11 protein-coding genes are annotated in these 13,123 nt (G+C 42.4%); 3 read left to right on the top strand and 8 right to left on the bottom strand.

The genetic code is table 11. The features are described from left to right. Nucleotides 1-12: 12 nt before the first annotated feature. Both ACY3FQ_RS02770 and ACY3FQ_RS02775 read right to left on the bottom strand, forming a co-directional pair. The gene (locus ACY3FQ_RS02770; protein ID WP_004983590.1) at nt 13-1,815 is read right to left on the bottom strand and encodes an acyl-CoA dehydrogenase C-terminal domain-containing protein; all 1,803 of its coding nucleotides are present in this window, start codon (nt 1,813-1,815) and stop codon (nt 13-15) included. A gap of 305 nt (nt 1,816-2,120) precedes the next feature. Continuing rightward, nucleotides 2,121-2,738 (bottom strand): hypothetical protein, encoded by a 618-nt coding sequence (locus tag ACY3FQ_RS02775; protein ID WP_428870054.1) that lies wholly within the window; start codon nt 2,736-2,738, stop codon nt 2,121-2,123. A 137-nt stretch (nt 2,739-2,875) separates the two neighbouring features. On the opposite strand from ACY3FQ_RS02775, the gene baeS reads away from it, so the two are divergent. The 3 genes from baeS to ACY3FQ_RS02790 all read left to right on the top strand — a co-directional run bounded on the left by baeS (nt 2,876) and on the right by ACY3FQ_RS02790 (nt 6,802). Then, the gene (baeS, locus tag ACY3FQ_RS02780; protein ID WP_428870331.1) at nt 2,876-4,528 is read left to right on the top strand and encodes a sensor histidine kinase efflux regulator BaeS; all 1,653 of its coding nucleotides are present in this window, start codon (nt 2,876-2,878) and stop codon (nt 4,526-4,528) included. 19 nt (nt 4,529-4,547) lie between these two features. Further along, nucleotides 4,548-5,234 (top strand): response regulator, encoded by a 687-nt coding sequence (locus ACY3FQ_RS02785; RefSeq protein WP_004983596.1) that lies wholly within the window; start codon nt 4,548-4,550, stop codon nt 5,232-5,234. Between the two features lie 212 nt (nt 5,235-5,446). Further along, nucleotides 5,447-6,802 carry an amino acid permease gene (locus ACY3FQ_RS02790; RefSeq protein ID WP_308469522.1) on the top strand — a complete coding sequence of 452 codons (1,356 nt, stop codon included), beginning with the start codon at nt 5,447-5,449 and terminating at the stop codon, nt 6,800-6,802. Nucleotides 6,803-7,700: 898 nt separating this feature from the next. Here the strand turns inward: ACY3FQ_RS02790 and ACY3FQ_RS02795 are convergent. The 6 genes from ACY3FQ_RS02795 to ACY3FQ_RS02820 form a co-directional block, all read right to left on the bottom strand. Continuing rightward, nucleotides 7,701-8,072, bottom strand: coding sequence for an MmcQ/YjbR family DNA-binding protein (locus ACY3FQ_RS02795; protein ID WP_489773603.1), 372 nt, complete (start codon nt 8,070-8,072; stop codon nt 7,701-7,703). Between the two features lie 68 nt (nt 8,073-8,140). Next, nucleotides 8,141-9,586, bottom strand: a complete 1,446-nt coding sequence (locus tag ACY3FQ_RS02800; protein ID WP_428870051.1) for a protein adenylyltransferase SelO — start codon at nt 9,584-9,586, stop codon at nt 8,141-8,143. Between the two features lie 77 nt (nt 9,587-9,663). After that, a complete protein-coding gene (locus tag ACY3FQ_RS02805) occupies nt 9,664-9,993 on the bottom strand; it encodes a DHCW motif cupin fold protein (protein ID WP_489773604.1) in 330 nt (109 codons plus the stop codon). Nucleotides 9,994-10,067: 74 nt separating this feature from the next. Further along, nucleotides 10,068-11,234: an acyl-CoA desaturase gene (locus ACY3FQ_RS02810; protein ID WP_428870049.1), complete on the bottom strand. Its 1,167-nt coding sequence runs from the start codon at nt 11,232-11,234 to the stop codon at nt 10,068-10,070. A gap of 275 nt (nt 11,235-11,509) precedes the next feature. After that, nucleotides 11,510-12,232, bottom strand: coding sequence for a glycerophosphodiester phosphodiesterase (locus ACY3FQ_RS02815; RefSeq protein ID WP_428870048.1), 723 nt, complete (start codon nt 12,230-12,232; stop codon nt 11,510-11,512). 304 nt (nt 12,233-12,536) lie between these two features. Next, entirely contained in the window at nt 12,537-13,115 is a 579-nt protein-coding gene (locus tag ACY3FQ_RS02820) for a cob(I)yrinic acid a,c-diamide adenosyltransferase (RefSeq protein WP_428870330.1), read from the bottom strand. Nucleotides 13,116-13,123 lie beyond the last annotated feature (8 nt).

Genomic DNA, 13,123 nt, shown 5'->3' on the forward strand with positions numbered 1-13,123 from the left:
GTTATTAACTACTTAGAATGCAAAGTGCTCTGCATCTAATGCGAGTAACGGTTCTACGCCACCAGCAATCACGTCAACGTGTGAGCGAACACGTGGAAGAATCTTCTTGAAGTAGAAACGAGCTGTCGTGACTTTCGCATTATAGAAGTCAACGTCAGTTGTACCTGCAGCCAATGTTTCTTGAGCCACAAGTGCCATACGTGCCCATAGATAAGCAAGCGTTACATAACCAGAGAAGTAGAGGTAATCGACCGCAGCAGCACCCACTTCATCTGGGTTTTGCATTGCTTTCATACCAATTTGCATGGTTAAGTCGCCCCACTCTTTGTTTAGAGCAGCAAGAGGTTCAACAAACTCTTTCATTGCAGCATTGTCTTTGTTTGCTTCAACAAATTTGTGAATAATCTTAGTGAAGTCTTTCAACATTGCACCTTGAGTACCCAAAACTTTACGACCTAACAAGTCAAGCGCTTGGATTTCAGTTGTCCCTTCGTATAAACACGCAATACGTGTATCACGAACGATTTGTTCCATGCCATGCTCTGAAATAAAGCCGTGACCACCAAACACTTGAACGCCGTGTTTTGCAGATTCAGAACCCGTTTCAGTCAAGAATGCTTTTGCAATTGGCGTAAGCAGTGACAAGATGTTGTCAGAAGATTTACGCTCTTCTTCAGTTGCACCTTGTTCAACCACGTCCGCATGTAGAGACAATAAGTAAACCAGTGCACGACCACCTTCAGCAAATGCTTTTTGAGTTAACAGCATGTTACGAACAGCAGGGTGAACAATAATTGGATCGGCTTCTTTTTCTGGTGCTTTAGGACCTGTCAAAGAACGCATTGCCAAGCGGTCTTTCGCATAGGTTAATGCACCTTGGAATGCACCTTCAGATGCAGCAAGACCTTGAACAGCAGTACCAATACGTGCGGTGTTCATGAAAGTGAACATGCAGTTTAAGCCACGGTTTTCAGGGCCAATCAGGAAGCCTTTTGCATTATCAAAGTTGATTACGCAAGTTGAGTTACCATGGATACCCATTTTGTGTTCGATAGAACCACAACGTACAGCGTTACGCTCACCCACAGTACCGTCTGCGTTTAAGTTAAACTTCGGTACGATGAATAAAGAAATACCTTTGGTGCCTTTTGGTGCGCCAGGAAGACGAGCAAGAACGATGTGAACAATATTCTCAGCCATGTCATGTTCACCCGCTGAGATAAAGATTTTCTCACCCGTGATTGCATAGCTACCGTCAGCTTGTGGCTCAGCTTTCGTGCGGATAATACCCAAGTCAGAACCAGCGTGAGATTCTGTTAAGCACATCGTGCCTGTCCAAACACCTGAAACAAGGTTTGGTAAGTAAGCATCTTTTTGTTCAGCTGAACCGTGATGTTCTAAAGTACGAACTGCACCGTGAGAAAGACCAGGGTACATACCCCATGCCCAGTTTGCAGTACCGACCATTTCTGAAATCACGTTACCTAAAGAAACAGGTAAGGCTTGACCGCCGTATTGCTCTTCAGCAGAAAGAGAAGGGAAGCCAAGTTCGATATATTTTTGATACGCTTCTTTAAAGCCTGTTGGTGTGGTTACAACGCCATCATTCCAAGTACAACCTTCGCGGTCGCCGCTTTGGTTGATTGGAGACAATTCGTTTTCACAGAAATCTGCAGCAGCTTCTAAATATTGGTCAACCAATTCACGGCTTACGGTTTCCTGAAATGCAGGCAATTTAGAATAGTGTTCTTCTGCATTCAATAGCTCATGCAGTACGAATTGCATATCACGTAAGGGCGCTTTGTATTGTGGCATATCGGTTTCCTCAATACTGGTTTAACCAGCTTATAATCCTAATAAACATAAAAACGTGTCTTCTTTGACACGGATTGGAATAACTTAATCGTGCAACATCTTCTAATTTGGTACAAGCGGTTCGGGTGCTTTTCTTGGTGACTGTAAAGTCAAATAAATATTATTCAAAATCGCTAAGTGCACTGAGTGTAAACAGTTTTGCTGCTTTTGGCATGACATAAATAGTCAAAAAGCGTAAAAAGTTATGTCCAATAAAAAAGGCGCAATTTGCGCCTTTTTGATCTATTTATACTTTTTAGAGTGGTTTAAGCAGCCTTATTGGGTGCTGAAACAGGAGCTTTAGGTTGGAAGTGAACGATACATTTGCCATCTACTGTTTGTGTGCCAACTTTTAACTGCACGGCTTTACCATCGGTTTGACCTTGGCAGGCTTTGGTCGCAGCTTGTTGGCGCGCTTGACGTTCAGCTAAACGTTGATCGTATTGCTGAGTTAACTCAGCACGTTTCGCATCGGTTAGTGGTTCGCCGCGTTGCATATGCATACCACGGAATTCACCACGATCGGCTTGATCGCCACGCATTGGGCGATGTTCACCACGTTTCATTTCATCACGGTTAGGTTTAAATGAAATCGCACATGTACCTTCTAGTGTTTGCTCACCTGCTTTGACTTGGACTGCTGAACCCACCGCTTTGCCATCGCAGGCTTTTTTAATGTCTTGCATGACTTGTTTACGTTCAGTACGCATTTTTTCAAATTGTTCGCGTTGTTCAGGTGTCATGTGACGGTCTTTCTGATAATGACCATGCATATGTTGCGACTGCTCCATATCTTTTGGTGCTTGGGTAGATTGACAGGCTGTCAACGCACCTACAAATAAAACGCTGGCAGTGGCTAAAGCAATTTTTGTCATCTTATTCATTCTACAACTCCCCCATACAAGAGCATGTCATTTTGGATGATTAAAGATTAAATAATAAAGATGTAGAAACAATGGAGAGTTTTTTGATGCAGTGTTCTATACAATAACAAGGCAAAAGAATGACCGAGAGATTGCTTTTGAAGATTCGCCGCGTACCGATTGCTTTACGCTTATTCCTCACTGTATTGCTGACCACTTTGGTGATTACCACGGTGAGTTTAGGTGTGTTGCATTGGACGATGCAAAAGAATTTTGCCAAATATGTGGCGGACGTGGAAATGCAAAAGCTCGATCATCTGATTGATAACTTAGCAGGCGTTTATAGCACTTATCATGACTGGGGCAATGCCATTCAAGCGCAAATTTTGCAGATTGAAGGACATGCTGCGCCAGATGATTATGACCGTCTCTCTCGTTGGTGGTTACGTCGCCAGTACGACATTGCTTTGCAACAGCGTTATTTTAAAGAAAATACCAAAACCTTACTCAGTGATGTCTCTACCACTGAAGTCAAACATGAAAAACAGATTTTAACCGAACAAGAACTGCAAGCTTTGGAGGAAAACTTACCTTCGGAGTTTCAACCCTTTGAAGGTTTAAAGTTCCCGCTCAGCGCTAATCAAAATGTTTTCCGTCCAGATCGTAAAAAAGAAGAGATTGAACAAGAGAGCAAACAAAACACAGGCAAAAAACAGTTTATTTCCACGCCTGACCGTTTAGGTCTTAGCTCGCGTTTGTCTTTATACGATACGCAGCGTCAGTTCGTGGTCGGTGAACCTTCGGATGATCAAGTTTCTTTCCGTCCTATTGTGGTGAATAACCAAGTGGTGGGCTACTTGGGGCTGAAACCAGTCCTCGATCAAGATGATGCGTTGAGTATCAACTTCTTTAGTAATCAAAAGCGTTATTTATTACTGGTCTATGGTTTAACCGTTTTTGCCAGTTTAATTGCTGCGTTGTTACTTGCGACTTATTTTAAGACACCGATTCAACGCTTGTTAAATGGTACGCGTGAATTAACCAAGGGTAATTTTCAGCATCAAGTTAAAGTGAATCGAAACGATGAGCTAGGTGATTTGTCCAATGAACTGAACCAACTGGCGGTGATTTTAGATCAGCATGAAATTTCACGTCGTCAATGGGTGTCAGATACCTCACACGAGTTGAAAACACCGCTGGCCGTGTTACAAGCGCAGATCGAAGCTATGCAAGACGGGATTCGAAAGCCAACGCCTGAGCATTTTGAATCGATGTTACGCCAAGTCACCAGTTTGAAAAAACTCACGCATGATTTGGCCGATTTGGCACAAGCGGAAGCACAGCAATTAAACTGTTACTTTGCAACCGTGAACCCTTGGACGGTAATTGAGCAAGAAGTGGAAAACTTTAAGCCCAAATTTGAACAGGCCCATTTAAGCATCAGTGTCGAAGGTGAGGGCGCTGAGTTACAACTTGATATTGACCGCTTTAAGCAAATCATGGTCAATTTGTTGGGTAATAGCATTCGTTATACCGAAGCAGGTGGTCAGGTTCGAGTTCATACGGAACAGTCCACAACATCTTGGACGGTCTATGTTGATGACAGTCCTTATGGTTTAAGTGATGAGCAACTAGCAAGACTCGGTGAGCGTTTCTACCGAGTCGATGACTCGCGTACGCGGAGCACCGGTGGTACGGGTTTAGGTTTGGCTTTATCGGCTAAACTGGCACAGGCTTTAGGCGGCGAATTGAGTTTTGATCATTCGCCTTTGGGTGGTTTACGTTGCAAGTTAACGTTCCCAAAAAAATGAAACACAAAAGGAAGTATGTATGAAACATATTATGCTGGTTGAAGATGAAGTAGAACTTGCACAATTGGTCCGCGATTATCTTGAAGCAGCGGGCTTTGAAGTCAGTATGTTTCACGATGGTCAGGACGCATTTGATAGCTTTACGCAGCGTAAACCGAGTCTGATGATTTTAGATTTGATGGTGCCGCGTATGGATGGCTTGACCATTTGCCGTAAAGTCCGTGAACAGTCGGATTTGCCGATTATTATGGTCACCGCACGCACCGAAGAAATTGACCGCGTGCTTGGCTTGAACATGGGAGCAGATGACTATGTGTGTAAACCCTTTAGCCCGAAAGAATTGGTAGCGCGTGTCCAAGCTGTGTTACGCCGTTTAGAGCGTAAGGCTGAGCCTGAAGATCAGTCTTTGTTCCGTATGGATAAAGCGCAGCAACGTATTTGGTATCAACAAAAGCCTTTAAACCTAACACCGACCGAGTTTCGTTTACTGGAGTTGTTTTTAGAGCATGTGGGTCAAGTTTATTCACGTGCACAGCTACTGGATCATATCAACCCAGACAGCTTTGAAGTGGCTGACCGTGTGATTGATAGTCATATTAAGAACTTACGTCGTAAGATTTCGGATGCAGCTGAAACAGGCAACCGTCATGAATGGGTTCAGGCGGTATATGGAGTAGGCTACCGTTTTGAATATCCTGAAGATTAATTCAGTTTTCTGAACGATAGAAGAAGCGGATAAGCCTAGGCTTATCCGCTTTTTTTATGGGATTCAAGCAAAGGCGGCAATCGAAATCAGCAGTTCGCTTAAACCTCTAGCTTGTGAAATGAAACCGAGCAATCTGCAATTTAAAAGGACAAGACTGGTTGATCGTCTGTGCAAGCGGTACAATTCATTTTTTTATCAGATGAGCATGTGTTTTGAGCAGCGAGACGCCTAAACTTCAGCGCCGTTTAAAGAACCGCCATATCCAGTTGATCGCCATGGGTGGAGCAATTGGCACAGGGCTGTTCTTAGGTTCAGCACATATTATTGAATCTGCTGGCCCATCGATTATTTTGGGTTATATGATTGGCGGTTTGATTGCATTTTTAATTATGCGTCAGCTCGGTGAGATGATTGTGCATGAGCCAGTGACGGGTTCATTTAGCTACTTTGCTTTTAAATATTGGGGGCGGTTTTCAGGCTTTTTAACGGGCTGGAACTACTGGGTGCTGTACATCTTAGTGGTGATGACTGAGCTGACCGCGATTGGTAAATATGTGAATTACTGGTGGCCACATATTCCTGCGTGGGTCTCGGTGCTGGTGTTTTTTGTGGTGATCACACTGGCCAATCTTGCCAATGTCAAACTGTATGCGGAGTCTGAGTTTTGGCTGTCGATGATTAAAGTTGTGGCGATTATCGCCATGATCATCTTCGGGATTTATCTGTTGTTGACGGCTGATGTCGGTTCAACTGCATCCGTCACGAACTTATGGGTACATGGCGGGTTTTTCCCACATGGCTTTGAAGGCTTGTTTTATATGCTGGCCTTTATGATGTTTGCCTTTGGCGGTATTGAGTTGATCAGTATGGCGGCTGCGGAAACCGAAGATCCTGAAAAGAACATTCCAAAAGCCGTCAATCAAACGGTGATTCGGGTTTTCCTATTCTATATTTGCTCGCTGGCGATTCTTTTGTCTCTGGTGCCTTGGAATCAATTGGATTTGGGGGGCTTAGATAAAAGCCCATTCGTACTGATTTTTAAGCAAATAGGCATTGATTGGGCAGCGCATTTACTCAATTTTATTATTCTGACGGCATCGGTTTCTGTTTGTAATAGTGGGATGTATGCCAATAGTCGCATGCTATTAGGTCTGGCCGAACAGGGCAATGCCCCGCAAGTTTTTAAGCAGGTGAATCGGCAAGGGACACCGATTGCGGCTGTTTTATTTTCAGCATTACTGATTTTTGGTTGCGTGCTGTTGAATTACTTTTTGCCTGAAAAAGCGCTCAGTTATCTGATTTATATTGTGGTCAGTGCTGCGGTGTTGAATTGGATGATGATCAGTTTGATCCATCTTAAATTTAGACAGAGTATCAAAAAGCAGGGCATTCAAACTAAGTTTCCAGCGTTATTTGCACCGTTTAGCAATTATTTTGTTTTAGTGTTTATGCTGATGATTTTATATATCATGTGGAATCAGGGTTTTATGCTTTCCGTGTTGATGCTTCCTGTGTGGATCCTCGTGTTATTTGTGTTATTTAAAACATTGAAGGCGAAGAAGAGCTAAAGCGCAAGTGATGATGTTGAAAAGGACTCATATTGAGTCCTTTTTTTATTGGGTTTTTGATCATTTAGGGTTCTGGTTCATGGGTGAATTATAAGTATCTAAAATAATGTTTTAATTTGTCTTTTTACTTTTACGTTTGTTTTAGACAAAGTCGATGAGTCGATATTCAAATCAGCAACTGAATATGAAAATGAACAAGATTTTACTGATTCTCAATGGGTCTTTATCTGAGGTTTGGCATGACCTGCTGATTAACTTGGGTGGAGAGTGAGCTACTCTCATACTTCAACTTTTCGGATTGATATGTATAGATAATTAAATAGGCAAAATTGAGAAAAGAGTGCTTGTATTTCCGACAGATTGAAGCAGTGGGCTATAAAGTTGCTTTTAAAGTACTCAAAAATTAACTTTAAGGAGTCAGGTTTAGCTTCGGTTATCCTGAAAACTATCCACAATTTCTGCGGATAATTTTGGGGGTAAGTCTAATTAAGCTTATTTTTCCATGTACGTTTTGGCTTACAACTATTCAAGTCGATTGCGTCTAGGTCAGTCCCAAGATTTTTTATATGATGCAGTCATAGAGAACAGGAAGTTCCAAAACATAAAACAAAAATGATAAGTTCAATACTAGGATGTGAGGTACGACAGGAGTTATACCTAGCTAACCAATACGAAAAAGCTCGACAGGATGTCGGGCTTTTTTTATGATCTATGAATGCCTCATTTCACTTTTCGTTTCAAAATTTGGGTTCAAATGGGCAATACGTAGAAAACGTCGAAAAACTGTTTAGCCGAGACAATATACCTTCAAATCCATGACCTGTTTGATGCAGTGATAGGGTTGTGCTTTAGAACATGTAATAGGAATAATTAACAATCTTTTTCACTCAATACATATTTAGGTGATGGCTTGAAGCGCAGCGATTCGCTGTCTTTGTCGTTTACTCAGCTTGGATACCACGAGCTCATAAGAGCTATGTAGCAGATCAATGACTAAATCAGGATCTAAGTCTTCATCTTCATATATCGAAATCCAATGCTTTTTATTCATATGCCAACCTGCATGAATATACGGATAAATATCACGTAGCATCGCGCCGTGGTCAGGCGTAACTTTTAAGTTACTTAAAGCCGCGCCACTTAAAGATGAATTGAGCAAAAACATTTTATCCATGACTTTATAGACATCACAGCCTTCACCAAAGGGCTGACTACACGTCACTTCTGGCAGGGCAAGTGCAGCTTTTGCAGCAATAAGGTGTAAGGACATGTTGATCATCACTCTAGTGGAAAGCCTTGTGGATATTGTTTAATTTATCCACAGTTTAAGCCAAATGCTTAAGAGGAACAACTCACCATCACCTCAGGAACATCCGTTGGCAAAGGTGCTAAATCTTCCGCTTTCTCTAGTGCTACATTTCGCTCAAACGGGCGGCTAAGCAGGTCAAATAAGCGTTCGACTTCTGAGAAATCATTCCGTTCAGCCAGCTCAATCGCTTTTTGTGCCATGTGATTGCGTAGGATATAAACAGGGTTGGCTTGTTGCATGGCTATATTAAGTTCTGCTGTGTCTTGATTCGCACGAATTTGTTCATATTGCGCGAGGAAACTTTCAAATTGACGACGGTCAAGGCAGTCATCTTTAATCATTTCATATTGCTGCTCTTGCAAACGCGTAAAGCTTTGTGTGTAGTCGAGCTGTTCGGTTTGTAGAATCCGTAAGAAAGTCATGGCACAGTCAAAACTCTCAGTGTGGAAATGAGGTAAGCCCATTTTCTGACTTAAACCCAGTTTGTAGTGCTCCAAGAACGTGGGTTCATAGTGCTCTAAGCAATCTGCAAGGTCTTGCTTCCATTGTTCTTTGTCATAGTCTTGCGGACAAAGCGGAATGAGGTTATTCAACCATGTCCATAAGTTCCAATGTCCAATGCTTGGCTGCTGCTGATAGGTATAGCGGCCTTGGTAGTCGGAGTGATTGTTAATCCAATTCGGACGGAAGCGTTCCATAAAGCCATAAGGACCAAAATCGAGGGTTGAACCTGTAATGTTTAAATTATCAGTATTCATCACTCCATGTGCGAAGCCGACCAGTTGCCATTTGGCAATCATTACCGCAGTCCGTTGAATCACTTGGGTTGCAAATGCCACAACAGGTTGTTCCGCATCTAAACACTCGGGGTAATGCCATGCGATACATCTTTGGGTAAATTCGCCGAGTAAATCAGGTTGATACTGATTGATCCACTCAAAATGTCCCAAGCGAATATGACAGTCTGATGTACGTAACATCATGGCACCGAGTTCCAACTTTTCCCGCTGCACGCCTTGAGCCGACGAGGTAAAGCCCACCGCGTTGCTTGAAGCCACGCCTAAACTATTCAGCGCATGTCCAGCCAAATACTCACGAATGACGGAGCGAAGTACCGCACGACCATCTCCCATACGCGAGTAAGGAGTAGAACCTGCACCCTTTAAATGCAGGTCAATGGTTTGCCCATGTTGATCAAGAATTTGTGCGATCAATAAACCCCGACCATCACCGAGCTGTCCTGCCCACTGACCAAATTGATGTCCTGCATAGACCATTGCCAATGGTTCAAATTCACTAAAGGTTTTTTGTCCGCTGCAAATCTCTACCCAAGACTGTTTGTCGGCTTCAGACCATTGCAACTGTTCTGCTAAAGCGGCATTGAAATGACCTGCTTTTGCCCCTTTTAGTGGCAAGGGCTGTTGATGGTGATAAAGTTTTGAAGGAAGGAGGGAGTAGCGTGAATTGAACTGCATAGTGAAGGATCACAATGGATAAGCCATGACCCCATCAATATAGCAAAGTTTTATGTTAAGACATATATCCAACTGTTTTAGTCAACTATAAACAGTTTGGCACCTTTTGAGGTGGACGAGCGATGGGCTTCGGCTTGATCCGCAACTTGGTAACTCATGCCAGCTGTGAGGGTAAAAGTTCGACCATCATCTAGTTCGGTGTGTAGTTCGCCTTCTAAGCACAACAGGATATGTCCTTTAGAACACCAATGGTCGGCCAGATAGTTTTCCGAATACTCCACCATACGTACGCGAATCGCGTCAAATTGCTGAGTACGCCATAGGGCATAACCCTGATCACCTGTATGGCGGGTGGTGGGTATCTCGGCCCAGTTGGTGATCCCGAAAGGAATATTCTTAATATCCATGTTGTTATCCTTTATGAACTGCTAAAAAAAGCCCCTTGCGGAGCTTTCTTTTGAAATGCTGAATCAGAGATTAATTACTGAGAAACAGGGGCTTTTTTAATGCTGCGCATCAGTGTGGTCAAGGTTTGACGGTGATGACCTAGACGCTGTTCGACTAACTGAAACTCAATTTTGAGCTTTTCATCCATTTGATGGATTTTTTCAGCCACTGCTGTTTTCTTGGCTTGAATTTCTTGTTCTTTCAATTTTGCCCAGTCATTCAAGGTTTGGGTAAAAGCATCATATTCTTGTGCAATACGAGCTTTCGCAGAGCTGATGTCATCATTGACATTGAGACCATGAACTTCTAAGTCTTGCTCAGCATATTTAAACTTCATCGCAAGTTCAGCTTTTTTAATATTGAAGCTCGGAATACGACGTAAGTTTTTAGCTAAACCGAGTTTTGAGCATGACCAAATCAACCATTTGGTTGGGTCATATTGCCACCATTTCACGCCGTTACGATAGTCGTATTGGAAAATGTGGTGGTAGTTATGATAACCCTCACCCCAAGTAGCAATGGCTAACCAGAAGTTGTCACGTGCGGTATTTTCGTCTGTATATGGACGTTTGCCCCACATGTGGCATAAAGAGTTAATGAAGAATGTAACATGGTGACTGAGGATTAAACGCATTAATCCGCCCAACAATAACACACCCCATAAGTCGCCTACAGCCCAACCAATTGGTAATAAAATACCCATGTGGACGCTGATCACTAAAGGAACATAGTATTTGTGTTGGAACATCACCAATTTGTCATTGAGTAAATCGGGTGCATTTTTAAAGTCAGGTTCTGCTGATGGATAGTCACGAAGCATCCAACCCATGTGCGCATACCAAAAGCCATTGTTAATCGAGTACGGATCTTTCTCGATATCATCGACATGGCGGTGGTGGGTACGGTGACCTGAACTCCAAAATAAAATACTGTTTTGCACGGCAAAGGTACCCATAATCATCAAAATGATTTTTAAGGGTAAGCTTGCTTCATAAGCACGGTGTGCCCATAGACGGTGATAGCCAGCAGTAATACCTAAACTACTAATACCCAGTAATACAAACATACTGATCCAAGCAGCTAAGCTAAAATCATGCTGAAAGGCATATAAGGGAATTGCAATCACAGCCACAATAGGAAGAAAAACCAATGCAAAAATTGCAACCCAGTTAAATGGGGCTTTGGGTAGGGGAGCATTCATCTCCAACAGCACTCCTGAAACCTTGGGAGGTATAAATGGAAGGTCAATCCATTACTTTTTGCATGGATTAAACTACATCATATTAGCATGAGCGAACCGAGATTCACTAGCATTATTGTACAGATGTATTGTACTAAACAGTAACAGAATACGAATGTTTAGGTATCGAAATGATCGAAGCATTTTTAGGCACTATAGTCGTAGAGTGATCAAAGTGAAAAATGAATATTTTAGTCGCGTTCCTCATGTAAAACTTAACTAAATCTTTAGCTTGCTCAATGTATATCTGTCAAATGTTGTAGCATCATTTTAGGAAAATCGGTAATTAATCCATCAATGCCACAGTCACGTAAATGTTTGGCGCGCTCGATGTCATTCACTGTCCAAACACTAATGGCTAAATTTGCTTGTTGTGTGGCTTTTAACAAGTCATCGGTTGCCAGTTGGTTCATCCAGCCGATTTGGCAACAGTCGTATTTGAGCGCTTGTTCAATCGCAAGATGTTGAATATCGTCTTCAATCAATAAGCCACGTTTAAATGTTGAGTGTTGATCTTGGAGTGCTTGTAGGATTTTAAGATCAAAACTGGTGATGACCGCACTGTGTTCAAAGCCTCTAAGTTGCTGTGTGAGATGTTGTGTTAGTCGCTCTGCTTCAGCTTGTGTTTGCACGGCTTTGACTTCAACTTCAAGATGTTCGAAGTCCTGCATAATCTGGAGGGCTTGTAGCAATGTTGGCGTACTTTGCTTTTCCCAGTCTAGCCAAATATGTGCTTGGTTATAGGCATCGAGTTGTGTGCTGCTTAATGGGTAGAGTGCTTGGTCACTACCTGTGGTTCGGAGCATGTTGTCATCATGCATAATGATCAGCTCATGGTCTTTGAGCTGACGAACATCAAATTCGACCGCACGTATTCCTAGATCATGAATATATTGAAAACCGCCGAGTGTATTTTCTGGGGCTTCACCACGTGCACCACGATGTCCGATGATTCTCATATTGAACCTAATCTATACGTCTTTGCGTGATTGTAGCGCTAAAAACATCGGATTGGGGATAGATTCTAAGGTGGAGATATCAGATATGTGTAAATGAGATTCGTAATGGTTTGAGGCAGAACTGAACTTGAATGAAAGGCTTCTGTGATATTCAAGATAAGAGAAGGCATTTGACGAGTTTTACGATTGGCAAATGGTTTGGGATACTTTTCCTGAAAGAAATGTAAGCTAAGAAAGCCTTCCAGTGAATTGATCACTGCAAGACTCCGAAAAAATCTATTTCGTTCTAAAAACTTAGAAACGTTTAAATAGTCTCATTAATATTTTTTTGCCAAAGTACTTCACTACCACCTTCGGCACGTTGCAAAGTGCGTGAAGCGACAAATAACCAATCGGATAAACGATTGAGTAATTGTAATGAAGTGGCTTGAATATTTTGGTCGCGGCTATGTACAGTCATCAGGCTACGTTCTGCACGGCGGCATACTGAACGGGCTTGGTGTGCGTAGCTACATGCCAACGTGCCCGCAGGTAAGATGAAATCTTTGAGCATAGGCAAGTCTTCATTCATACGGTCAATTTCATTTTCCAAAAATTCAACTGCAACAGGTAACACCATATTGTAGTTTGGAATGCAGACTTCGCCACCCAGATCAAATAACCAGTGTTGAATTAAGCTTAAAGATTTGTCCCAAGCGGCTTTATCTTCAATTGAACTGATAGTAATTTGTGCGCGTAAAATACCAATGCAAGAATTTAATTCATCGACATCGCCTAAAGCGCCGATACGTAAATCATCTTTGGCAACGCGTGAACCATCGCCAAGACCTGTTGTGCCTGAATCGCCTGTACGGGTGTAAATTTTGCTTAAACGGTGGCCCATAGTTTTTC

The sequence above is a fragment of the Acinetobacter sp. AB03 genome (assembly GCF_058107045.1).

Excerpts from the sequence above, each read along its gene's own strand:
- ACY3FQ_RS02770 (WP_004983590.1), bottom strand. The coding sequence starts at position 1,815 with ATGCCACAATACAAAGCGCCCTTACGTGATATGCAATTCGTACTGCAT.
- ACY3FQ_RS02775 (WP_428870054.1), bottom strand. The coding sequence starts at position 2,738 with ATGAATAAGATGACAAAAATTGCTTTAGCCACTGCCAGCGTTTTATTT.
- ACY3FQ_RS02785 (WP_004983596.1), top strand. The coding sequence starts at position 4,548 with ATGAAACATATTATGCTGGTTGAAGATGAAGTAGAACTTGCACAATTG.
- ACY3FQ_RS02795 (WP_489773603.1), bottom strand. The coding sequence starts at position 8,072 with ATGTCCTTACACCTTATTGCTGCAAAAGCTGCACTTGCCCTGCCAGAA.
- ACY3FQ_RS02800 (WP_428870051.1), bottom strand. The coding sequence starts at position 9,586 with ATGCAGTTCAATTCACGCTACTCCCTCCTTCCTTCAAAACTTTATCAC.
- ACY3FQ_RS02805 (WP_489773604.1), bottom strand. The coding sequence starts at position 9,993 with ATGGATATTAAGAATATTCCTTTCGGGATCACCAACTGGGCCGAGATA.
- ACY3FQ_RS02810 (WP_428870049.1), bottom strand. The coding sequence starts at position 11,234 with ATGAATGCTCCCCTACCCAAAGCCCCATTTAACTGGGTTGCAATTTTT.
- ACY3FQ_RS02815 (WP_428870048.1), bottom strand. The coding sequence starts at position 12,232 with ATGAGAATCATCGGACATCGTGGTGCACGTGGTGAAGCCCCAGAAAAT.
- ACY3FQ_RS02820 (WP_428870330.1), bottom strand. The coding sequence starts at position 13,115 with ATGGGCCACCGTTTAAGCAAAATTTACACCCGTACAGGCGATTCAGGC.